This window comes from Streptomyces sp. NPDC051684, from assembly GCF_044453445.1.
Lineage (GTDB): Bacteria > Actinomycetota > Actinomycetes > Streptomycetales > Streptomycetaceae > Streptomyces.
The window spans coordinates 281,863-302,847 of sequence record NZ_JBITCS010000003.1; the positions used below are offsets into that span (position 1 = coordinate 281,863).

Genomic DNA, 20,985 nt, shown 5'->3' on the forward strand with positions numbered 1-20,985 from the left:
CACAAGGCGCGGTGAAACCGGGTTCCCTCGGCTCATTTCTTGCTGTCCACGACCGCCTTCATCACGTCTCGCGCGATCGGGGCGGCGAGGCCGCCGCCGGAGATGTCGTCGCGGTTGGCGCTGCCGTCCTCGACCACTACGGCCACCGCGACCGGCGAACCGGAGCTGGTCTTGGCGTAGGAGACGAACCAGGCGTAAGGCTTCTCACTGTTGTCGACACCGTGCTGGGCGGTACCGGTCTTGCCGCCGACGGTGACGCCGGGGATCTTGGCATTGGTGCCGGTGCCCTCGTTGATGACGGTCTCCATCATCGACTGGAGCTTCTGCGCGTTCGGCTCGGAGAGCGGCCGGCTCATCTCCTTCGGGTCCGTCTTCTCGATGGTGTCGAGGTTCGGGGCCTTCAGTTCGTCGACCATGTACGGCTCCATGAGCTTGCCGTCGTTGGCGATCGCGGAGGCGACCATCGCCATCTGCAGCGGGGTCGTGGCGGTGTTGAACTGGCCGATCGAGGAGAGCGCGGTCTCCGACTTGTTCATGTCGTCGTCGAAGTTCGACGCGTTCGAGCGGACCGGGATGAACTGCTCCTTGTTGAAGCCGAACTTGTCCGCCTCCTCGCGCATCGCGTCGACGCCGAGGTCCGAGCCGATCTTGCCGAAGACGGTGTTGCAGGAGACCCGCAGGGCGTTGCGCAGCGTCGCGTTCTCACACGGGATGTTGCCCTCGTTCTTCAACGGGGTCGTGGTGCCCGGCATGATCCACGGCAGCGGGGTGTCGGTCTTCTGGTCCGGGTCGTACTTGCCGCTCTCGAGTGCGGCCGCGGCCGTCACCAGCTTGAACGTCGAACCCGGGGGGTACGTCTCGCGCAGCGCGCGGTTGACGAGCGGCTTGTCCTTGTCCTTGTCGAGCCGCTGGAACGTCTTGCCGTCGTCGATGGAGTTCCCGGCGAAGGACGACGGGTCGTACGACGGGGTGGAGGCGAGCGCGAGGATCTTGCCGGTGGACGGCTCGATGGCGGCGACGGCACCCTTGCCGCGGTTCTTCAGGCCGTCGTAGGCGGCCTTCTGCGCGTCGGCGTTGAGGGTGGTGACGACGTTGCCGCCCTCCTTCTGCTTGCCCGTGATCATGTCGAGGGTGTTGCGGAAGAAGAGGCGGTCGTCGTTGCCGCTGAGGATGCCGTCCTCGAGGTTCTCGATCTGGCTGGCGCCGACGACCTGGGAGGCGTAGCCGGTGACGGGCGACCACATGGGCCCGTCCTTCCAGGTGCGCTTGTACTTGAGGTCGGTGCCGGTGGTCGCCTTGGAGCCGGTGATGGACTTGCCGTCGACGATGATGTCGCCGCGCGGCGTCGAGTACCGCTCGATGGCGACGCGGCGGTTCTCCTTGTCGGAGGCGAGCGAGTCGGCCTTCACGTACTGGAGCCAGTTGTCCCGGATGAGGAGGCCGAGGACCAGGAGTCCGCAGAAGATCGCGATGCGGCGCAGGGGCTTGTTCACGGTCGGACCACCTGGGTCATCTCGGCGTCGGGGCTGGGCGTGGGGCTCGGGGCGGGCCGCCGCGCGGTGTCGCTGATCCGGATCAGGATGCCGATGAGCGCCCAGTTGGCGATGACGGAGGATCCGCCGTACGCGAGGAAGGGCATCGTCATACCGGTCAGCGGGATGAGGCCCATGACACCGCCCGCGACGACGAAGACCTGGAGCGCGAAGGCGCCGGAGAGGCCGACGGCGAGCAGCTTGCCGAAGGGGTCGCGGGCCGCGAGGGCGGTGCGTACGCCGCGCTCGACGATGAGTGCGTAGAGCAGCAGGATCGCCATGAGGCCCGCGAGGCCCAGTTCCTCGCCGAAGGTGGCGAGGACGAAGTCGGAGTTGGCGGCGAAGCGGATCAGTTCGGAGTGGCCCTGGCCCCAGCCGGTGCCGAGGGTGCCGCCGGAGCCGAAGGCCCACAGTGCCTGCATGGCCTGCTCGGAGTGGCCGGGCACGCCCTGCCGGCTGAGCATGTACTCCTTCATCGGGTCGAGCCAGGCGTCGACGCGCTGCTGGATGTGCGGCTCGAACGTGGCGACGCCGACGGCGCCGACGGCGGACATCATCAGACCGAAGACGATCCAGCTGGTCCGCTCGGTGGCGACGTACAGCATGATGACGAACATTCCGAAGAACAGCAGCGACGTTCCGAGGTCGGTCTCGAAGACCAGGATGAGGATCGAGATTCCCCAGACGACGAGGATCGGTCCGAGGTCGCGGCCGCGGGGCAGGTACAGGCCCATGAAGCGGCGTGAGGCGAGTGCCAGGGCGTCCCGCTTCACCATGAGGTAGCCGGCGAAGAAGATCGCGAGGACGATCTTCGCGAACTCGCCGGGCTGGATGGAGAAGCCGCCGACGTGGATCCAGATCTTGGCGCCGTAGATGTTCTGGCCGAGGCCCGGAACGAGCGGGAGCAGCAGCAGGACCACGGCGCCGAGCATGGAGATGTAGGTGTAGCGCTGCAGGGCGCGGTGGTCCTTCAGGAAGATCAGGACCACGATGAAGAGCGCGATGCCCATCGCCGTGTACATCAGCTGCTTGGGTGCGGCGCTGCCGGCCTGGTCGATGGACTGGAGCAGCTTCGACTGGTCGAGCCGCCAGATGACCACGAGGCCAAGACCGTTGAGCAGCGTGGCCAGCGGCAGCATCAGGGGGTCCGCGTACGCCGCGAACTTCCGTACGACGATGTGGGCGACGCCCGCGAGCAGGCCGAGGCCGAGGCCGTAGCCGAGCAGGCCGGCGGGGACCTCGCCGTCGAGGGCGAGGCCGACATTGGCGTACGCGAACACCGGGATGATCACGGCGAACACGAGGAGTGCCAGCTCGGTGTTGCGCCGGCTGGGTGCTCCGATCGCTCCAATGGTCGACGTATGGGTCGTGGAGTTACTACTCATGGCGTGCTGAGGCCCCCAACGGCTTCTACTGCTGTGCGCACGCCTTGGCCAGCTGCTGCTCTTCCTCGGAAAGAGTGGGGCCAGGGGTGGGCGTGGGAGAGGTCTTGGACTTGCCGGTCGACGACGAGGACGGCTTCGACGGGGTCGGCGTGGGTGTGACGGTGCGGTACGACGCCTTGGACGCCGTGCCTCCTGTGGAGGTTCCGCCCGCTTCGCCCTCGCCGGTCTTGGCGTTCTTCTCGTTCTCGGCCTTGTCCCGGGCGGCCTGCTTCTCGCATGCGGTGGCCTGCGCGGAGAGTTCCTGGATCTTGTCCTGGGCGGCGGCGAGGTCGCCTTCGGCGATGGTCGCGTCGACCTGCTTGCGCTGGTAGGGCGGCAGGTACTTGAGCTGGATCTCCGGGTGGTCCTTGTCCACCTTGGACAGGCTGACCCAGGCGAGGTCCTGGCTGATGCCGCGGTACAGCGCCACGTGCTCCTCGTTGGTGCCGACGTAGTACTGCGTCTGCGTCCAGCGGTAGCCGCCGTAGAGTCCGCCGCCGATGACGGCGAGCGCGAGCACCGTGTAGAGGGATCTCTTGAGCCACCTGCGGCGCGGCCGCGGCTTGACGAAGTCCTCGTCGGAGTAGGAGAAGCCCTCGACGGAGCCGCTGTCGGGCGGGCCGAACTCGCCGCCACCGCCGCCCGAGCCGCCGGGGGCCTGGCGGCCGAGTCCCGCGGCGCGGCCCGCGGGCGTCTCCATCGCGTTGCCTTCGTGCAGCGCCTGCTGGTTCTCGGCGACCGCGCCGACGATCACGGGGGCGTCCGAGAGGTGACCGGCGAGGGTGTCCCCGCTGTCGATGTCGAGGACGTCCGCGACGATCACGGTGATGTTGTCGGGTCCGCCGCCGCGCAGCGCCAGCTGGATCAGGTCCTGGACCGTCTCCTGCGGGCCCTGGTAGCTGGCGAGGGTCTCCTCCATCGTCTGGTGGGAGACGACGCCGGACAGGCCGTCGGAGCAGATCAGGTACCGGTCGCCGGCCCGGACCTCGCGGATGGAGAGGTCGGGTTCGACGTGGTCGCCGCTGCCGAGCGCGCGCATGAGCAGCGAGCGCTGCGGGTGCGTGGTGGCTTCCTCTTCGGTGATGCGGCCCTCGTCGACGAGGCGCTGCACCCACGTGTGGTCCTGGGTGATCTGCGTGAGCACGCCGTCGCGCAGCAGGTAGGCGCGCGAGTCGCCGACGTGTACGAGGCCGAGTCGCTGGCCCGTCCACAGCAGTGCGGTCAGGGTGGTCCCCATGCCTTCGAGCTGGGGGTCCTCCTCGACCATCATCCGGAGCTGGTCGTTGGCCCGCTGCACGGCGGTGCCGAGCGAGGTCAGGATGTCGGAGCCGGGCACGTCGTCGTCGAGCGCGACGATGGTGGAGATCACCTCGGAGGAGGCGACCTCACCGGCGGCCTGGCCGCCCATGCCGTCGGCGATCGCGAGCAGCCGGGGGCCGGCGTAGCCGGAGTCCTCGTTGCCCTCGCGGATCATGCCTTTGTGTGATCCGGCGGCGAAGCGCAGTGACAGACTCATGCGCACCTGCCCAGCTGGCTCAGACTCCGGGTACAGCCGGTCGTGTCGAACCACACTGCCCACCCTCCGGTCGGGAGCGCGCCGGGGTCCGGGGCAGCAAGGGCCCGGACGTCCGCGTCGGCCCGCTCGCTCCGCTCGCGCTCATTCATGACGTAGCACTACTTCCGCAGCTCGATGACGGTCTTGCCGATGCGGATCGGCGCGCCCAGCGGGATCGGCTGGGGCGTCGTGAGGCGGGTCCGGTCGAGATACGTGCCGTTGGTGGACCCGAGGTCCTCGACGATCCACTGGCCGTCCCGGTCCGGGTAGATCCTGGCATGCCGGCTCGACGCGTAGTCGTCGTCGAGCACGATCGTGCTGTCGTGCGCACGGCCGAGCGTGATCGTCTGTCCTTGCAGCGCCACCGTGGTGCCGGTGAGCGTGCCTTCGGAGACGACCAGCTTGCTGGGGGCGCCGCGCCGTTGGCGGCCACCGCCCCCTTGCTGCTGTTGCCGCTGCTGCGGAGGCGCGGCGGCCTGTCGTGCGGCCTGTTGCGAGCGTCCGCTCTCACGGCGTGAGCCGCGTGCGGTGACGCGCGTACCGAACAGGTCGCTGCGGATGACCTGGACGGCCACGATCACGAACAGCCACAGAACGGCCAGGAAACCCAGCCGCATGACCGTCAGGGTCAGCTCTGACATTGCCCCCGCTTCACCCTTCGGCTTGCCGGTAAACGATGGTGGTTTGGCCCACGACGATCCGCGAGCCGTCGCGGAGCGTAGCGCGGGTGGTGTGCTGCCCGTCCACCACGATGCCGTTGGTGGATCCGAGATCCTGGATCGTCGAGGGCGTTCCGGTCCGGATCTCGCAGTGCCGGCGCGATACGCCGGGGTCGTCGATCCGCACGTCGGCCTCGGTGGACCGGCCGAGCACGAGGGTGGCGCGGGAGATCTGGTGGCGTGTGCCATTGATCTCGATCCAGTGGCGCACGCGGGCGCCGGGCAGCGGGCCCGCGTCGGGCTGCTGTCCTTGCGGCGCGGGCGCCGGCTGGGGGGCCTGCGCCGGGCGGCCCGGTGGCGGGGCCGAGGGCATCGGCGGGGCCGCGGTGGGCTGCGGGTGTCCGTAGCCACCGGGTGCCTGGTTCGGGCGGGCGGCCGGGGTGGGGCGCTGCTGCTGGGGCCGGTCCTGGCTGGTGGAGGACGCGAGGGTGCGGCTGCGTACCCGGTACAGACCCGTGTCCAGGTCGTCCGCCTTCTCCAGGTGCACCTTGATGGGGCCCATGAAGCTGTAGCGCTGCTGCTTCGCGTAGTCGCGCACCATGCCGGACAGCTCGTCGCCGAGCTGGCCCGAGTAGGGGCTCAGGCGCTCGTAGTCGGGCGCGCTGAGCTCCACGATGAAGTCGTTGGGGACGACGGTCCGGTCGCGGTTCCAGATCGTGGCGTTGTTGTCGCACTCGCGCTGGAGTGCGCCTGCGATCTCGACGGGCTGCACCTCGGACTTGAAGACCTTGGCGAAGGTGCCGTTGACCAGCCCCTCCAGGCGCTGTTCAAACTTCTTCAGGACTCCCATGGGGCACCTCCTCCTTCGTTGCCGTCCTGCCTGCTTGGTACTGCTTACTGATCGTATCCACGCGTCGGGAAATCGGCTGGTTCCCCCTGTCCGCCTGCTCGATGAGTGTCGACGCTCACAGCCCCTCAACCGGGCCCCTTGTCTGGGGATCGTAGAGGTGGCCTCCGAACAGTGTCCCGTACGCGGCTGTGGGACGTGGGCGATCCACCCTCCGGATGCCCGCTGGGAGGCCCCCGGGAACGGATGTGAATCCACCCTCCGCAGCGTGCTAATGTTTTGTTCGTCGGAAGGCACAGGGCCCGCAAGGGCACGGAGTTCGGAAGACACACTCGATTGCGCGAGTGGCGGAACGGCAGACGCGCTGGCTTCAGGTGCCAGTGTCCTTCGGGACGTGGGGGTTCAAATCCCCCCTCGCGCACAGCGAAAAGCCCCGCAGATCCTTGGATCTGCGGGGCTTTTGCGTTGCCTGTCGTTGACGGCGGGTGCGCATGCTCACAGGGCCCCGCGACCAACTGGTCGCGGGGCCCTGTGGGTTATGTCACGCCACTACGCGCGCGTGCTCGGGTGTGCGCGCGTGCTCAGGCGGCGAAGCGGGAGGCGAGCGCCTTGCCCTTCTCCTCGGCGTCCGCGAGGGCCTTGTCGCGGGAGGCCTCGAAGAGCGGGACGAGCTCGGCCATCGCCGGGTTCTGCGGGGCCATGGTCAGCTCCGGGACGATGAAGTCCAGGTCGAGGCCGAGGCCGTCGCGCAGGGTCGCGCCCAGGAAGTTCTGCACGTACTCGAAGCCCTCGCGCGGGGTGCCCGGCGCGTAGGAGCCACCGCGGCTGGCGACGACGGTGACCGGGGTGCCCTTGGCGGACTGGGTCTCGGGGCCGGAGGTGCGGCCCATGAGGATCACGTTGTCCAGCCATGCCTTCAGCGTGGAGGGGATCGAGAAGTTGTACATGGGGGCGCCGATCAGGATGGCGTCCGCCTGCTCCAGCTCCTCGATGAGCTTGACGCGCTCGGCGAAGGCGGCGGCCTGCTCCGGCGTGTGGGCGTCGGCGGGGACGAAGCCGGCCACGTGGGCGTCGGCGGTGATGTGCGGCACCGGGGTGGCGGCCAGGTCGCGGTAGACGACGGTGCCCTCGGGGTGCTGCTCCTGCCAGGCCTTGCGGAAGGCGTCCGTGACGGCACGGGACGCGGATGCCTGGCCGTCGAAGACGGAGGAGTCGATGTGGAGGAGGGTGGCCATGGTTGTCTCCCGTGCGGGTTGAGTGCGCCCCACGAGGATTGAGGGCGCGGTAATTGAGTATGTAACTAGTAATAGCACAGGGGCTTACTTTTTTTCACCCCCGTACGGGAACGCAGTACCCTGGAGGCATGGTGGGCAGCGGGGAAGACATGAGCGAGGCGTGCGCGGGAGACGTCGTGACCCACGAACCCCAGAGGTGTTCGACGGTCGACATCGGCATGACGCGCGTCTTCGGACTGCTGGGCAAGCGGTGGACGGGGCTGATCGTGTCCGTCCTGATGAGCGGGCCGAGACACTTCGCGGACCTGCGCAGGGCCATCCCCGGCATCAGCGAGCGGATGCTCTCCGACCGGCTGACCGAGCTCGGAGCGGCCGGTCTCGTCGTGCGGCAGGTCGACGAGGGGCCGCCGCTGCGGGTCTCGTACCGGCTCTCGGCGGCGGGCGCCGCGTTGCAGCCCGCGCTGCGGGAGCTGGGGGACTGGGCCGGGAAGTACCTGGGGGCCGAGGGCGGCACGTGCCCGGAGGAGTTCCGGAAATAGCGCGGGCGGCGGTGGAACGGGCCCGCGGAGTGAGCGAGTTGTGCACGTGCTGAGGGTTTTCCACAGGCCCTGACGGGTTTCCCGGAGCGGCGGTACGGTCGTCACCGATTACACGCGACGTGCGGGGGCGGCCTCGTGCGCGACGTTCGTACGGGACGGGGGAGGCGGTCGGTCGTGGGCGGATCGGAACACGTGGCGGTGCCGCGGCAGGGCGGGGCGGCGAAGGACGCGAAGGCCGGAGCGATCGGAGCGGTCGGGGCGCGGCGGCTGCCGCGGGTGCCGGGGTTCGCCGCGGCGGCCGAGGAATCGGGCGGCTCCCCCAAGACGATGGGCAAGGCGCTGCGCGGGAAGGTGCCGCGCGGCGCGCACCGGGACTTCGCGGTGGACCCGGACCGGCCGGACGGGCCGGCCGCCGTCGAGGAGTCGAGCCGCGGCAGGATCCCCGAGCTCACGCCGATCCGCGTCGGACGCATGGCCGCCACCCCCTTCGCGTTCCTGCGCGGCTCGGCGGGACTGATGGCGTACGACCTCGCGCGCACGCCGGTGACCGGTATCGGCGCCCAGATCTGCGGTGACGCGCACGCGGCCAACTTCGGCCTGTACGCGGACGCGCGCGGCGGCCTCGTCATCGACCTGAACGACTTCGACGAGACGGTGCACGGCCCCTGGGAATGGGACCTGAAGCGGCTCGCCACCTCGCTCGTGCTCGCGGGCCGGGAGGCGGGCGCCGACGAGGACACCTGCGAGGAAGCGGCGCACGACGCCGTCGGCGCCTACCGGCGCACCATGCGGCTCCTCGCGAAGCTCCCCACCTTGGAGGCGTGGAACGCGATCGCCGACGAGGAGCTCGTCTCCCACGCGAACGCCCGCGACCTGCTCGGCACCCTGGAGCGGGTCTCCGAGAAGGCCAGCAGGAACACCAGCGGACGGTTCGCGGCCAAGTCCACGGTCGCCGTCGACGGCGGCGGTCGGCGGTTCGTGGACGCACCGCCGGTGCTGCGCTCGGTGCCCGACGGGGAGGCCGCGGCGGTCGCGAGCGCGCTCGGCCCCTATCTGGAGACGCTGTCCGCGGACCGGCTGCCGCTGCTCGGGCGGTACGCGATCCACGACGTGGCGTTCCGCGTCGTCGGCACCGGCAGCGTCGGCACCCGCTCCTACGTGGTGCTGCTCCTCGACCACCGGGGCGAGCCGCTCGTGCTGCAGGTGAAGGAGGCGCGGGCCTCGGCGCTGCTGCCGCACCTGCCCGCGGCCGGGTTCGCGGCGGAGCCCGTGGAGCACGAGGGCCGGCGGGTGGTGCTCGGGCAGAAGCGGATGCAGGTCGTCAGCGACATCCTGCTCGGCTGGACCACGGTCGACGAACACCCTTTCCAGGTGCGGCAGTTCAGGAACCGCAAGGGCAGCGTCGACCCGGCCGCCCTCGCCGCCGACCAGGTCGACGACTACGCCCGGATGACCGGAGCCCTGCTCGCCCGTGCCCACGCGCACAGCGCGGACCCGCGGCTCGTCGCCGGGTACTGCGGCAAGAACGAGGAGCTGGACGAGGCGGTGGCCGCGTTCGCCGTCGCCTACGCGGACCGGACCGAGGCGGACCACGGGGAGCTGGTGCGGGCCGTGCGCGAGGGCCGGGTGGCGGCCGAGGCGGGGGTCTGAGGCCGGCGGCCGCGGAGCGGGCGGTTCCGCCGAGGGCGGCGTCGCCGAGGAAGGGGCTGCCCGCGGCCGTTCCGGCCCGGTCAACACCGTGCCCTACGCTGGTCGTGTGACGACCCCGGAGACCGACGATGTGGCAGGGCAGCCGGAGGAGCAACCTCGGGAGCGCCTCAAGGACCGCCTGAAGGAGCGCCTCAACGAGCGGGCCGAACAGCGCGACGCGGAGCAGGCCGCGCAGCGGCCCGAGGAGCGCCTCGAGCGGGCCGTGCGCGCTGCCGAGCAGGCGTTGATCGAGTTCGAGATCGCCGTGGAGACCTTCCGGGTCGAGGTGGAGAACTTCTCGCGGCTGCACCACCAGAAGCTCGGGCCGATGTACACGCGGCTCGACGAGCTGGAGGCGTTGATCGCCGAGGCGCTGGCGGCCCGGAGCGGTGACCCGGAGGACCGCCGCAAGGCCGACGAGGCGCGGGCGCGGGTGCTGCCGATGCCGGGCGTCGAGGAACTGTTCCACGGGTGGATGGACGGGGACGGGCTGTTCCCCGAGGCCACCGCGATGCTGACCGATCAGCCGGTGCGGCCGCCGCAGCGGGTGCGGCCCAGCGAGGAGGCCCGCAAGCTCTACCGCGAGCTGGCCCGCAAGGCGCACCCGGACCTGGCGCAGGACGACGCGGAGCGCGAGCGCCGCGACGAGTTCATCTCCCGGGTGAACGCGGCGTACGGCCGGGGTGACGCGGCGTTGCTGCGTGAGCTGGCCGAGGAGTGGGACAAGGGGCCGGCGCCGGCCGAGCAGCAGCCGTCCGAGAGCGACGAGCTGTACGCCCGCCTCGAGTGGCTGGCGCAGCGCAAGGAGCTGCTCACGGCCGTGGCGAAGGAGCTGGAGGAGAGCGCGATCGGCTCGATGCTGCGGATGGCTCCCGACGACCCGGACACCTTGCTCGACGAGATCGCCGAGAAACTGCTCGCGCAGGTCGCCGAGCAGGAGGCCGAGCTGGAGCGGCTGACCGCCTCCTGAGGCCGGTGGTGCCTGGGCCGGTGGCCCGAGAGGGTAGCGTCGGGGGCATGGTTTTCGGTTCTGGTGTGCCCACGGTCGCTGTCGACGAGCTCAAGGAAGAGGACTTCCTCCTCGACGTCCGTGAGGACGACGAGTGGCAGGCGGGTCACGCGGCGGGTGCGCTGCACATTCCGATGAGCGAATTCGTCGCCCGCTACGGCGAGTTGACCGAGGCGGCGCCGCAGGACGGCCGGGTCAACGTGATCTGCCGCTCCGGCGGGCGCTCCGCCCAGGTGACGATGTATCTGGCGCAGCAGGGCGTCGACGCGGCGAACGTCGACGGCGGCATGCAGGCGTGGGAGGCGGCCGGCCGCCCCGTCGTCGACGACAACGGGCAGCCGGGCGCCGTGGCCTGAGCCCTGCTTGCCGGGCCGCTCAGCCCGTCAGCCCAGGGGGTGCGCCGCCAGCAGGTCGCCGAGTGCCTCCTCGTGGGCGGCGGCCGGGCCGAGCGAGAGCTCCAGGTGCTTGGCCCACGCGTGATAGCGGTGCAGCGGGTAGTCCGTGTCCGCGCCGAAGCCGCCGTGCAGGTGCTGTGCGGTCTGCACGACGCGTCGTACGCCGTCGGACGCCCAGGTCTTGGCGACCGCCACGTCCCCCGAGACCGGTAGCGGGCCGCTTGCCCCGCTGCTGATGCGCCAGGCCGCCTGCCACAGGGTGGCCTCCATGGCGCGCAGGTCGATGTAGCGGTCGGCGGCCTGCACGGCCACGGCCTGGAACGTGGCGATGGGGTGGCCGAACTGCTCGCGCTTGCCCGCGTAGTCACTGGTCATCTTCAGGACGCCCTCGCCGAGGCCGAGCGCGAGCGCGCAGGTCCCGGTGGCGAGCAGATCGTGCAGGCGGGACCAGGCCGTGGGGTCCTCGATGACGTGCCGTGCCTCGACGCGCACGCCGTCCAGGCGCAGCTCGGCCTGGCGCTCCCCGGTCGTCGACAGCTGCTCGGCGAGCGTGAGCCCCGGTACGTCGGAGAACGGCCCGGGGAGCACCGCGAGCACCGCTTCGCCCTCGCCGGTGTGGGCCGGGACGAGGATCCGGTCGGCGCCGAAGGCCCAGGGCACGGCCGTCTGCACGCCGTCGAGCACCCAGGTCCGCGGGTCCGCGTCGGTCTCCTTGCGTGCGGTGACGGCCAGTTCGGCGGGGTCGTGTCCGGTGCGGCCCGCGGAGGCGACGGTCAGCACGAGCTCGCCGCGTGCGGCGCCGGGGAGGATCTCCTGCCGCAACTCGGCTCCGCCGCAGGCCTGTACGACCGTCGCGGCCGCGCTGTGTTCGAGCAGCGGGATCCGGGCGAGGACCTTCGCCGATTCGCGCAGCACCAGGCAGAGCGCGATGGCGTCGAGCCCTGCCCCGCCGTGTTCAGGGCCGATCAGCAGGCTGAGCAGATCGGCGTCGGCGGCCTTCGCCCACAGCGCCCGGTCGAAGTCCTCGGCGACCGCGCCCGAGGTGAGCGAGGGGCTGGGCACGCCGTCCGGCGCGACCGGCCCGAACACCGCCTGCGCCGCCTCGACGGCCGCCTGTTGCTCCTCGGAGAAGGTGAAGTCCACTGGCCTTTCCTCCCGTTACTGCCGATCGTGCAGTTCGTGCCGTACCTGCCGTATCGCGCCCGCGATCTGACGGGTCGTCAAGATAGAACAAGTTCTACGAGAAGGGAACAGGAGGCCCGGGCCTCAGGCGTTCGGTGGGCTCGGCGGGTTCAGCGGTCGAAGTCCAGTTGCACCTTTTCCGTGGTCGGATGCGACTGACAGGCCAGCACGTAGCCCGCCTCCGTCTCCTCGGCCTCCAGTGCGAAGTTCCGGTCCATGCGGATCGAGCCGGAGACCAGGAACGCGCGGCAGGTCCCGCAGACGCCGCCCTTGCAGGCGTACGGCGCGTCCGGCCGGTTGCGCAGCACGGTCTCCAGGAGGGACTCGCCGTCCTGGACGGGCCAGCTGCCCGAGCGGCCGTCGAGCTGCGCCGTCACCATGCTGTGCGCGGGAGTGGGCGTGTGGGGGGCCGGGGCGGCCCGCCGGTCCCGGGCCGAGGGGCCCTCGTCGACGTGGAATATCTCCTCGTGGACGCGCTCCCGCCGCACGCCGAGCGCGCGCAGCGCCCGCTCGGCGCTCTGCACGAGCCCGTACGGCCCGCACAGGTACCAGCCCGCCACCCGCTCCACCGGGAGCAGCGCGGGCAGCAGTTCCGCGAGCCGCGCCTGGTCGAGCCGGCCGGACGCCAGGCCCGCCTGCTGCTCCTCCCGGGAGAGCACGGTGACCAGCTGGAACCGGTCCGGGTACCGGTCCTTCAGGTCGGCCACCTCCTCCAGGAACATCGTCGACGCGGTGCTGCGGTCGCTGCGTATCAGGCAGAACCGCGCATGCGGCGCCCGCTCCAGGAGGGTGCCGGCGATGGACAGGACCGGTGTGATGCCGCTGCCGCCGACCACCGCGGCGTAGTGCGCCGAGGCGGTGTCGGGCGTGGGGTCGAGGGTGAAGCGGCCGGCCGGGGTCATCACCTCCAGCTCGTCGCCGACGGCGATCTCCTTGTGCGCGTACGTGGAGAAGGCGCCGTCGTCGACCAGGCGCACGCCGACCCGGAGGCTGCTCGGAGCCTCCCGGGCGGGGGCGGTCGAGCAGATCGAGTACGTGCGCCGGATCTCCGCTCCGCCCACGGTGCGGCGCAGGGCGAGGTGCTGTCCAGGCGTGAAGCGGTAGGCCTCGCGCAGCGCGGGCGGCACGGCGAGGGTCAGCGCCACGGAGTCGTTGGTGAGCCGGTCGACCGCCGCGACGCGAAGCCGGTGGAAGCGGGCCCGTCCCCCTTCGCTCGCCATCACAGCTCCTTGAAGTGGTCGAAGGGCTCGCGGCAGGACAGGCAGCGGCGCAGCGCCTTGCAGGCGGTGGAGGAGAACCGGCTCAGCAGCTCGGTCTCCGTCGACCCGCAGTGCGGGCAGGCGATCGGCTCGGCATCGGGCGGGGAGGCGGTGTGCCGGGTGGGGCCGAGGGAGACGGCGACCGGGCCCGCGGGTGCGCGTGTCGTCCGCGGCGGCGCTATGCCGAACTCCCGCAGCTTGCGGCGGCCTTCGGCCGTGATGTCGTCCGTCGACCAGGCCGGGGCGAGCACCGGGCGGACGGTGACCTCGGCGATGCCGTGCTCGTGCAGCACCCGCTCGATGTCGGCCGACATGGTCTCGATCGCGGGGCACCCGGTGTACGTCGGGCTCAGCTCGACCTCCACGCGGTCGGGCCCGCGGGTGTGCACGGCGCGCAGTACGCCCAGCTCCTCCAGGTTCAGGACGGGCAGCTCGGGGTCGGGCACGGACCCGGCCAGCCTGCGCAGTTCGGCTTCGAGCGGGGTCTCCCGCTCGGCCCGGTCCTGCTGGTCCCGCTGGTCCTGGTGGGTGCGCGCCGTGGTCACCATGACGCCCCCGGGTGGCTGCGGTGCAGGTGCTGCATCTCGGCGAGCATCCGGCCGAAGGCTTCGGTGTGCACGCCCTGCCGTCCGGCTCCCGCGCTCCAGGCGCCGAGCTGCGGGCCCTCGGGCACGATCAGTGTCGCCTCTCGCAGCGTGCCGGTGACGCCGGTGGTCCAGGCCGCTCGCAGGCCCTGTGTGTCGACGTCCAGGCCGGGGACCGGCTGGAACAGCTCGCCGGTGTACCGCCACAGTGCGTCGACCGCGCGCTGCATCCGTGTGTGGCTCTCGTCCGTGCCGTCGCCGAGGCGCAGCGTCCACTGCCGGGCGTGGTCCTGGTGGTAGGCGACTTCCTTGACCGCCTTGGCGGCCAGGGGAGCGAACTCGGTCTCCGTCTCGGCCAGTTCGGCGTAGAGGAGCTGCTGGTAGGTCGAGAAGTAGAGCTGCCGGACGATGGTGTGGGCGAAGTCCCCGTTCGGCTGCTCGACCAGCTGTACGTTGCGGAAGGCGCGCTCCTCGCGCAGGTACGCCAGCTCGTCCTCGTCACCGGCCATGCCCAGCAGGACGCGGGCCTGGCCGAGCAGGTCGAGGGCGATGTTCGCGAGGGCGACCTCCTCTTCGAGGACCGGGGCGTGCCCCGCCCACTCCCCCAGGCGGTGCGAGAGCACCAGGGCGTCGTCGCCGAGGGCCAGGGCGGCGGACATGGTGTCCGCCGTGTCGTGTGTGCCGGGCCGCGTCACAGGTGCTTCACCCCTTCCGGGATCTCGTAGAACGTCGGGTGCCGGTAGGGCTTGTCGGCGGCCGACTCGAAGAAGGGGTCCTTCTCGTCGGGCGACGAGGCGGTGATCGCGGCGGACGGCACGACCCACAGGGAGACGCCCTCGCCGCGGCGGGTGTAGAGGTCGCGCGCGTTGCGCAGCGCCAGCTCCGCGTCCGGGGCGTGCAGGCTCCCGGCGTGCGTGTGGGAGAGGCCGCGGCGGGATCGCACGAAGACCTCCCACAGGGGCCAGTCCGCGGTGCCGGATGTGGTGCCGGATGTGGTGCCGGTGGCGCTGCTCGGGGTGTCGTTCATGCCGCCCTGCCTTCTCGCGTCGCCGTGCCGGACGGGGCGTGCTTGGCCGCGTGGGCCGCGGCGGCCTCGCGCACCCACGCGCCCTCTTCGTGGGCGCGCCTGCGCTGGGTGATGCGCTGTTCGTTGCACGGGCCGTTGCCCTTGAGGACCGCCTTGAACTCCGACCAGTCGATGGGCCCGAAATCGTGCTGCCCGCGCTCCTCGTTCCACTTCAGTTCGGGGTCGGGGAGCGTGAGCCCGAGCGATTCGGCCTGGGGGACGCAGATGTCCACGAAGCGCTGGCGCAGCTCGTCGTTCGAGTGGCGCTTGATCTTCCACTCCATCGACTGGGCCGAGTGCGCCGACTCGTCGTCGGGCGGGCCGAACATCATCAGGGAGGGCCACCACCAGCGGTCCACGGCGTCCTGGGCCATCGCGTGCTGGGCCTCGGTGCCGCGGCTGAGCGCGAGCAGCAGCTCGTACCCCTGTCGCTGGTGGAAGGACTCCTCCTTGCAGACGCGCACCATCGCCCGCGCGTACGGGCCGTACGAGCAGCGGCACAGCGGCACCTGGTTGGTGATCGCGGCGCCGTCCACGAGCCAGCCGATCGCTCCCACGTCGGCCCAGGTCAGCGTCGGGTAGTTGAAGATCGAGGAGTACTTCTGGCGACCGCTGTGCAGCTTGTCGAGCAGCTCGTCGCGGCCGGTGCCGAGGGTCTCCGCCGCGCTGTAGAGGTAGAGGCCGTGCCCCGCCTCGTCCTGGACCTTCGCCATCAGGATCGCCTTGCGGCGCAGCGAAGGGGCGCGCGTGATCCAGTTCGCCTCCGGCTGCATGCCGATGATCTCGGAGTGGGCGTGCTGGGCGATCTGGCGCACGAGCGTCGCGCGGTAGGCGTCGGGCATCCAGTCGCGGGGCTCGATGCGCTCGTCCGCGGCCACCGCCGCGTCGAACACGGCCTGGAACGCGGCGTCGCCCGGCTCGGCGGCGCCGTCCGCCCGTGCTTCGGCTGCGCCGTGGTGCGGGGTTGCTGTCGCCATGCCCGGTCCCCCTCGACCTTGGGTGCCCGACCGCGGGCGGGGGCCAGAAACTCCCGACCGATCGTTCGGTTCATTGGATTCAATGGTGAGTCTCGGCGCCGTAGGGTGTCAACCCTGTGCGGTCGGCCTGTGGATAACCTCGGACGTCTGTGCCGTGCGGGCGCTCCCCAGTACGGTTCCGGTGCGTCGTCTCGCGCGGCGACGGCTCGGAACCGGTTTGTCGCGAGGGGCGCCGAGCGGCGGATGGACCAGGCGCCGACAGGACCGGATCGGGATCGGGGAGCACCGATGGAGACAGAAGCAGGCGCCGCGGACGAGGGCGCCCGGCTCACGACGGAGCCGGCGGCTCCGCCGCGACCCCGTCTGTCGGAGCCGTCCGAGCTATCTGAGCCGTCGGAGCCGTCTGAGCCATTGGAGTCGTCGAGTCCGTCGGGCACTGGGCCGGGCGACGGGCAGGCCCCCGAGCGGCGCGGCCTCGCGGCGCTCTCCCCCGGCCACCAGCTGACCGCCGTCCTCGCCCTCATCGGCGTCGCGCTCTTCACCTGCGTGCACATCCTCATGGTGTTCCTGCACGTCGCGCCGTCGAACACGCTCAGCAAGCAGCATGGTGCGCTGGTCGGCGCGTGGGTCTACCCGGAGTTCGAGCAGAACTGGAAGCTGTTCGCGCCCAACCCGTTGCAGCAGAACATCGCGGTGGAGGCCCGCGCCGAGGTGCGTACGCCCGACGGCGAGCTGCGCGCGACCCGTTGGTACGGGCTGTCCGCGCAGGACGGCGCCGCCATCGACGGGAACCTGCTGCCCAGCCACACCCAGCAGAACGAGCTGCGCCGCGCCTGGGACATCTACACGGGCACGCACGACGCGCAGAACCGGCCCAACGGTCTGCGCGGCACCCTGTCCGAGCAGTACCTGCGCCGCATCCTCGTGCTGCGCCTCGACCGGCTCGGCGCCGCTGGCAAGGGCGAGACCGTGGAGCGCGTCCAGATCCGCTCGAAGACGACCAGTGTCGCGCCCCCGAAGTGGAGTGACGAGAAGGTGAACCAGAAGCCGGTGTACCGGCAGGTGCCGTGGTGGACGGTCACCTCCAGCGACGCGCCGCTCGACAGCGGCACGCGCGTGCGGGTGCAGTCCTCGACGGGCTCGACGGACTCGTCGGGCTCTGCGGACTTCTCCGCGGACTCCTCGACGGGCGGTGACCGATGAACGGCGCGCTTCCCGTGGGGCGGATCGACCGCATGCAGCAGAAGTTGGGCGACGGCCTCCAGCGGATCACCGCGTCCGCGCTCGCCCCCTACCAGAGCGCCGTGATCCGCATCGGGTTCTCCGCGACCTGGCTGCTCTTCCTGCTGCGCGAGTTCCCGCACCGCCAGGAGATGTACGGCCCCGACGGGCCGTGGAGCTGGGGCATGGCGCAGCAGCTCACCGCGGACAACCAAGCGTTCAGCGCGCTCATGTGGTCCGACAGGCAGGGCTGGTTCGAGCTGGTCTACACAGTGGCGGTGGTGTCGTCCGCGCTGCTGATGCTGGGCTGGCGCACTCGCACCATGTCGGTCGTCTTCATGATCGGTGTGCTGTCCCTGCAGAACCGCAGCGTGTTCATCGGGGACGGCGGCGACAACGTCATCCACCTGATGTCGATCTACCTCGTCTTCACGAGGTGCGGTCAGGTCTGGTCGCTGGACGCCCGCAGGCTGCGGCGCGGGGCCGAGGACCGGTTCGGCATCGTGCTGTGGTGGGCCATTGGTCTCGTGCTCGCCGCGATCACGTTCACCGGGCAGGTCGGCGGCGGCTGGCTGCTGTTCTTCTGGGGCATGTGGGCGGCCCAGGCGCTGTGGTGGCTCGTGAACCGCCGCGACGCGCGGGGCGATTCGCGTCTCCTGTGCGACGTCGTCGCCAACCTGATGCACAACGCCGGGCTGCTCGTGGTGATGGTCGAGGCGTGTCTGATCTACGCGACGGCGGGCTGGTACAAGATCCAGGGGAGCCGCTGGCAGGACGGCACCGCGGTCTACTACCCGCTCCACCTGGACTACTTCTCGCCCTGGCCCGCCCTGGGCGACCTGCTGACCACCTTCGGGCCGATGGTGCTGCTCGTGACGTACGGGACCGTGGCCGTGCAGGTCGCCTTTCCGTTCACCGTCTTCAACCGGCGCCTCAAGAACGTCCTGCTGGTGTTCATGATCCTGGAGCACGCGGTCATCGCCGTCGTGCTCGGGCTGCCCTTCTTCTCGCTCGCGATGATCGCCGCGGACGCGGTGTTCCTGCCGACGTCCTTCCTGGTGCGCGTCGGCGGTTGGGTCGCACGCGCGCGTAGTCGCGTTTTCTCCGCTACGAAGGCGCCGGCCGCGACCGGCCCGCTGGTGGCGGCCGACGGCGAGAAGGTGGCGGCGGAGCAGTCGGCCGTGCGCACGTAGGCTTCCCGACGTGAAAGGGACGAGTGCGGCGGACGGCGCGGACGGCATGTGGGACGAGCGGCCCGGCGGCCCACACGGCGCGGGAACCGCCGAGGACCCCGTGCGTACGTGGCGGCGGCTCGCGGACTCCGCGGTGCTGCTGGACGGGTTCCACGCCCTCAAGCACGCTGTACGCTTCGGCGCCGACGTCCCGGTCGCGCTCGCCGTCGACCGGGCGGCCGCGCTCGCCCTGGCCGACGAGCTCGCCCCCGATGTCGTACGGGACCTGGCGCGGCTCCTCGTGGAGGTTCCGGACGAGGTGCTGCGGGGGCTCGTGCCGCGGCTGCACCCCACCGAGGTCGCCGCGCTCGCCGGGCGCCCCGCGCGGGCCGACAACCTCGCCGCCCTCGGGCGCCAGGCGCGCACCACGCCCGTCGTCGTGCTCGACAACCCGCGCAACCTCGGCAACGCGGGCGCCGTGATCCGCCTGGCCGCCGGCTACGGCGCCACCGGGGTCGTCACCACGGGTGACCTCGACCCCTGGCACCCCACCGTCGTACGGGGCGGGGCCGGGCTGCACTTCGCGACCGCGGTGGAGCGGCTCGCGGTCGAGGAACTGCCGAGCGGGCCGCTGTACGCGCTCGACCCCGAAGGCGCGGACATCCGCGGGCTGAAGCTGCCCGACGACGCCCTGCTGGCCTTCGGGTCCGAGCGCAGCGGCCTGTCGGCCGAACTGCGCGCGCGTGCCGACCAGTTGGTGTCACTGCCGATGCGGCCCCAGGTCTCCAGCTACAACCTGGCCACCAGCGTCGGCATGACGCTCTTCCACTGGAGCGCGCACAGCACGCACGCCCCTTAGTGAACCTGGGCGGCCTCGCGCCGTACCTCCACCACCCGGAAGCGGTTCGCTACGAAGGCGCCGTCGCACAGTGCCGCGTTCGCCGCGGGGTTGCCGCCCGAGCCGTGGAAGTCGGAGAACGCCGCCGTCTGGTTCACGTACACGCCGCCCGTCAGGTTGAGCGAGAGCTGCGCGCACTCCTCCAGGCAGACGTCCTCGACGGCCTGCGCCACCGCTTCGGAGGTGGTGTACGCGCCGACCGTCATGGCGCCCTTCTCGCGCACGGTGCGGCGCAGGAGGTCCACCGCGTCGCCGGTCGAGTCGACGGAGACCGCGAAGGAGACCGGGCCGAAGCACTCGCTCATGTAGGCGGTCTCGGCATCCGCCCCCTCCCAGTATTTCCGCGCCCCGTCCAGCTTCACGATCACCGGCGTACGGACGACGGCGTCCGGGAAGTCCGGGTTGCTGATCTCCCGCGAGGGCAGCGCGACCTCGCCGATGCCGGGGGCCGCGTCGAGGCGGGCCTTCACGTCCGGGTTGACCAGCGCGCCAAGGAGACCGTTCGCCCGGGCGTCGTCGCCGAGCAGGCCGCCGACCGACTTCGCGAGGTCGGCCACCACCTCGTCGTACGACTTCGGTCCCTCGTCCGTGCCGATGCCCTCGCGCGGCACCAGGAGGTTCTGCGGCGTGGTGCACATCTGGCCGCTGTACAGGGACAGCGAGAACGCCAGGTTCGCCAGCATGCCCTTGTAGTTGTCCGTCGAGTCGATGACGACCGTGTTGACGCCGGCCTTCTCCGTGTGGACCTGGGCCTGCCGGGCGTTCGTCTCCAGCCAGTCGCCGAAGGCCGTGGACCCCGTGTAGTCGATGATCCGGACCTCTGGGCGTACGGCCAGGGTCTTGGCGATGCCCTCCCCGGGCCGCTCGGCGGCCAGCGCCACCAGGTTCGGGTCGAAGCCCACCTCGGCGAGGACCTCGCGCGCCACCTGCACGGTGAGCGCGAGGGGCAGCACCGCGCGCGGGTGCGGCTTCACCAGGACCGGGTTGCCGGTGGCCAGGGAGGCGAACAGACCGGGATACCCGTTCCACGTGGGGAACGTGTTGCAGCCGACCAGCAGCGAGATGCCGCGCGCCACCGGCGTGAACTCCTTGTTCAGGACCAGGGGATCGCGCTTGCCCTGGGGCTTGGACCACGCCGCCGCGTCCGGGGTCCGCACCTGCTCCACGTACGCGTACGCCACCGCCTCCAGGCCGCGGTCCTGCGCGTGCGGGCCGCCCGCCTGGAACGCCATCATGAAGGCCTGACCGCTGGTGTGCATGACCGCGTGCGCGAACTCGTGCGTCCGCGCGCTGATCCGGGCCAGGATCTCCAGGCACGTCACCGCGCGCACCTCGGCGCCCGCCTCGCGCCACGCGCGCATGCCCGCGCGCATGGCAGGCAGCAGCACATCGATGTCGGCGTGCGGATACGTGACGCCCAACTCGATCCCGTAAGGCGACACTTCACCGCCCACGAAGTCGTCCGTGCCGGGCTGGCCGAGGTCGAGGCGGGTGCCGAGCAGGGCGTCGAAGGCGGCCTTGCCCTCGGGCATGCCCAGGCTGCCGTTCTCGGCGGACTCCCCGTACGCCTTCGGGTGCTCGGGGTGCGGGGACCAGTACGCGCGCGTACGGATCGTCTCCAGCGTCTGGTCGAGCATCGGCCGGTGCTTGGCGATCAGGTCGTGCGCGGTGAGTGCGGCGGCGGCCATGGGAGACCAACTCCTCCTGGGCTGCGGCTCCTCGTCGAGCCGGCGAGCTGGGCG

General features: G+C 71.2%; 20 protein-coding genes and 1 tRNA gene. 8 read left to right on the plus strand and 13 right to left on the minus strand.

What is annotated here, in order from left to right; translation table 11 throughout:
- Positions 1 to 32: 32 nt before the first annotated feature.
- The 5 genes from ACIA8D_RS05555 to ACIA8D_RS05575 all read right to left on the minus strand — a co-directional run bounded on the left by ACIA8D_RS05555 (position 33) and on the right by ACIA8D_RS05575 (position 6,020).
- Positions 33 to 1,493, minus strand: a complete 1,461-nt coding sequence (locus tag ACIA8D_RS05555) for a peptidoglycan D,D-transpeptidase FtsI family protein (protein WP_399228926.1) — start codon at positions 1,491 to 1,493, stop codon at positions 33 to 35.
- On the minus strand, positions 1,490 to 2,917 hold the full coding sequence (locus ACIA8D_RS05560; RefSeq protein ID WP_399228928.1) for an FtsW/RodA/SpoVE family cell cycle protein: 1,428 nt from the start codon (positions 2,915 to 2,917) through the stop codon (positions 1,490 to 1,492). Before ACIA8D_RS05560 ends, ACIA8D_RS05555 begins: the two co-directional genes overlap by 4 nt.
- Positions 2,918 to 2,942: 25 nt before the next feature.
- On the minus strand, positions 2,943 to 4,472 hold the full coding sequence (locus ACIA8D_RS05565) for a Stp1/IreP family PP2C-type Ser/Thr phosphatase (protein ID WP_399228930.1): 1,530 nt from the start codon (positions 4,470 to 4,472) through the stop codon (positions 2,943 to 2,945).
- A 158-nt stretch (positions 4,473 to 4,630) separates the two neighbouring features.
- Positions 4,631 to 5,152, minus strand: a complete 522-nt coding sequence (locus tag ACIA8D_RS05570) for an FHA domain-containing protein (RefSeq protein ID WP_385759148.1) — start codon at positions 5,150 to 5,152, stop codon at positions 4,631 to 4,633.
- Between the two features lie 10 nt (positions 5,153 to 5,162).
- Positions 5,163 to 6,020: an FhaA domain-containing protein gene (locus ACIA8D_RS05575; protein WP_399228932.1), complete on the minus strand. Its 858-nt coding sequence runs from the start codon at positions 6,018 to 6,020 to the stop codon at positions 5,163 to 5,165.
- A gap of 335 nt (positions 6,021 to 6,355) precedes the next feature.
- On the opposite strand from ACIA8D_RS05575, the gene ACIA8D_RS05580 reads away from it, so the two are divergent.
- Positions 6,356 to 6,438 (plus strand) — tRNA-Leu (locus ACIA8D_RS05580).
- 160 nt (positions 6,439 to 6,598) lie between these two features.
- On the opposite strand, the gene ACIA8D_RS05585 is transcribed toward ACIA8D_RS05580, so the two are convergent.
- The gene (locus tag ACIA8D_RS05585) at positions 6,599 to 7,252 is read right to left on the minus strand and encodes an FMN-dependent NADH-azoreductase (protein WP_399228933.1); all 654 of its coding nucleotides are present in this window, start codon (positions 7,250 to 7,252) and stop codon (positions 6,599 to 6,601) included.
- Between the two features lie 149 nt (positions 7,253 to 7,401).
- Here ACIA8D_RS05585 and ACIA8D_RS05590 point away from each other — a divergent pair, with 149 nt between their 5' ends.
- The 4 genes from ACIA8D_RS05590 to ACIA8D_RS05605 all read left to right on the plus strand — a co-directional run bounded on the left by ACIA8D_RS05590 (position 7,402) and on the right by ACIA8D_RS05605 (position 10,845).
- Positions 7,402 to 7,791, plus strand: a complete 390-nt coding sequence (locus ACIA8D_RS05590) for a winged helix-turn-helix transcriptional regulator (protein WP_399229106.1) — start codon at positions 7,402 to 7,404, stop codon at positions 7,789 to 7,791.
- 198 nt (positions 7,792 to 7,989) lie between these two features.
- Complete coding sequence (locus ACIA8D_RS05595) at positions 7,990 to 9,441, plus strand: DUF2252 domain-containing protein (RefSeq protein WP_399229108.1); 1,452 nt, start codon at positions 7,990 to 7,992, stop codon at positions 9,439 to 9,441.
- 106 nt (positions 9,442 to 9,547) lie between these two features.
- A complete protein-coding gene (locus ACIA8D_RS05600) occupies positions 9,548 to 10,450 on the plus strand; it encodes a J domain-containing protein (protein ID WP_399228935.1) in 903 nt (300 codons plus the stop codon).
- Positions 10,451 to 10,515: 65 nt separating this feature from the next.
- Positions 10,516 to 10,845, plus strand: a complete 330-nt coding sequence (locus ACIA8D_RS05605; protein ID WP_399229109.1) for a rhodanese-like domain-containing protein — start codon at positions 10,516 to 10,518, stop codon at positions 10,843 to 10,845.
- 27 nt (positions 10,846 to 10,872) lie between these two features.
- On the opposite strand, the gene ACIA8D_RS05610 is transcribed toward ACIA8D_RS05605, so the two are convergent.
- The 6 genes from ACIA8D_RS05610 to paaA all read right to left on the minus strand — a co-directional run bounded on the left by ACIA8D_RS05610 (position 10,873) and on the right by paaA (position 15,952).
- On the minus strand, positions 10,873 to 12,027 hold the full coding sequence (locus ACIA8D_RS05610; protein ID WP_399228938.1) for an acyl-CoA dehydrogenase family protein: 1,155 nt from the start codon (positions 12,025 to 12,027) through the stop codon (positions 10,873 to 10,875).
- 149 nt (positions 12,028 to 12,176) lie between these two features.
- On the minus strand, positions 12,177 to 13,286 hold the full coding sequence (paaE, locus tag ACIA8D_RS05615; RefSeq protein ID WP_399228939.1) for a 1,2-phenylacetyl-CoA epoxidase subunit PaaE: 1,110 nt from the start codon (positions 13,284 to 13,286) through the stop codon (positions 12,177 to 12,179).
- Complete coding sequence (paaD, locus tag ACIA8D_RS05620) at positions 13,286 to 13,873, minus strand: 1,2-phenylacetyl-CoA epoxidase subunit PaaD (protein WP_399228941.1); 588 nt, start codon at positions 13,871 to 13,873, stop codon at positions 13,286 to 13,288. Before paaD ends, paaE begins: the two co-directional genes overlap by 1 nt.
- A complete protein-coding gene (gene paaC, locus ACIA8D_RS05625) occupies positions 13,867 to 14,568 on the minus strand; it encodes a 1,2-phenylacetyl-CoA epoxidase subunit PaaC (protein ID WP_399228943.1) in 702 nt (233 codons plus the stop codon). The genes paaD and paaC overlap by 7 nt, the downstream gene beginning before the upstream one ends.
- A gap of 32 nt (positions 14,569 to 14,600) precedes the next feature.
- Positions 14,601 to 14,936, minus strand: coding sequence for a 1,2-phenylacetyl-CoA epoxidase subunit PaaB (paaB, locus tag ACIA8D_RS05630; RefSeq protein WP_399228945.1), 336 nt, complete (start codon positions 14,934 to 14,936; stop codon positions 14,601 to 14,603).
- Positions 14,933 to 15,952, minus strand: coding sequence for a 1,2-phenylacetyl-CoA epoxidase subunit PaaA (gene paaA / locus ACIA8D_RS05635; RefSeq protein WP_399228947.1), 1,020 nt, complete (start codon positions 15,950 to 15,952; stop codon positions 14,933 to 14,935). Before paaA ends, paaB begins: the two co-directional genes overlap by 4 nt.
- A gap of 411 nt (positions 15,953 to 16,363) precedes the next feature.
- Here paaA and ACIA8D_RS05640 point away from each other — a divergent pair, with 411 nt between their 5' ends.
- From ACIA8D_RS05640 to ACIA8D_RS05650, 3 genes are read left to right on the plus strand one after another with little or no spacing between them, the layout of a single operon-like run.
- The gene (locus tag ACIA8D_RS05640; RefSeq protein WP_399228949.1) at positions 16,364 to 17,155 is read left to right on the plus strand and encodes a DUF5819 family protein; all 792 of its coding nucleotides are present in this window, start codon (positions 16,364 to 16,366) and stop codon (positions 17,153 to 17,155) included.
- 32 nt (positions 17,156 to 17,187) lie between these two features.
- Complete coding sequence (locus ACIA8D_RS05645) at positions 17,188 to 18,366, plus strand: HTTM domain-containing protein (RefSeq protein WP_399228951.1); 1,179 nt, start codon at positions 17,188 to 17,190, stop codon at positions 18,364 to 18,366.
- Positions 18,367 to 18,412: 46 nt separating this feature from the next.
- Entirely contained in the window at positions 18,413 to 19,204 is a 792-nt protein-coding gene (locus ACIA8D_RS05650) for a TrmH family RNA methyltransferase (protein ID WP_399229111.1), read from the plus strand.
- On the opposite strand, the gene paaN is transcribed toward ACIA8D_RS05650, so the two are convergent.
- The gene (gene paaN, locus ACIA8D_RS05655; protein WP_399228953.1) at positions 19,201 to 20,931 is read right to left on the minus strand and encodes a phenylacetic acid degradation protein PaaN; all 1,731 of its coding nucleotides are present in this window, start codon (positions 20,929 to 20,931) and stop codon (positions 19,201 to 19,203) included. The genes ACIA8D_RS05650 and paaN overlap by 4 nt on opposite strands.
- Positions 20,932 to 20,985: the final 54 nt, after the last annotated feature.

Excerpts from the sequence above, each read along its gene's own strand:
- ACIA8D_RS05560 (WP_399228928.1), bottom strand. The coding sequence starts at position 2,917 with ATGAGTAGTAACTCCACGACCCATACGTCGACCATTGGAGCGATCGGA.
- ACIA8D_RS05565 (WP_399228930.1), bottom strand. The coding sequence starts at position 4,472 with ATGAGTCTGTCACTGCGCTTCGCCGCCGGATCACACAAAGGCATGATC.
- ACIA8D_RS05570 (WP_385759148.1), bottom strand. The coding sequence starts at position 5,152 with ATGTCAGAGCTGACCCTGACGGTCATGCGGCTGGGTTTCCTGGCCGTT.
- ACIA8D_RS05575 (WP_399228932.1), bottom strand. The coding sequence starts at position 6,020 with ATGGGAGTCCTGAAGAAGTTTGAACAGCGCCTGGAGGGGCTGGTCAAC.
- ACIA8D_RS05585 (WP_399228933.1), bottom strand. The coding sequence starts at position 7,252 with ATGGCCACCCTCCTCCACATCGACTCCTCCGTCTTCGACGGCCAGGCA.
- ACIA8D_RS05590 (WP_399229106.1), top strand. The coding sequence starts at position 7,402 with ATGAGCGAGGCGTGCGCGGGAGACGTCGTGACCCACGAACCCCAGAGG.
- paaE (WP_399228939.1), bottom strand. The coding sequence starts at position 13,286 with ATGGCGAGCGAAGGGGGACGGGCCCGCTTCCACCGGCTTCGCGTCGCG.
- paaD (WP_399228941.1), bottom strand. The coding sequence starts at position 13,873 with ATGGTGACCACGGCGCGCACCCACCAGGACCAGCGGGACCAGCAGGAC.
- paaC (WP_399228943.1), bottom strand. The coding sequence starts at position 14,568 with ATGTCCGCCGCCCTGGCCCTCGGCGACGACGCCCTGGTGCTCTCGCAC.
- paaB (WP_399228945.1), bottom strand. The coding sequence starts at position 14,936 with ATGAACGACACCCCGAGCAGCGCCACCGGCACCACATCCGGCACCACA.
- paaA (WP_399228947.1), bottom strand. The coding sequence starts at position 15,952 with ATGGCGACAGCAACCCCGCACCACGGCGCAGCCGAAGCACGGGCGGAC.
- ACIA8D_RS05645 (WP_399228951.1), top strand. The coding sequence starts at position 17,188 with ATGCAGCAGAAGTTGGGCGACGGCCTCCAGCGGATCACCGCGTCCGCG.
- ACIA8D_RS05650 (WP_399229111.1), top strand. The coding sequence starts at position 18,413 with ATGTGGGACGAGCGGCCCGGCGGCCCACACGGCGCGGGAACCGCCGAG.
- paaN (WP_399228953.1), bottom strand. The coding sequence starts at position 20,931 with ATGGCCGCCGCCGCACTCACCGCGCACGACCTGATCGCCAAGCACCGG.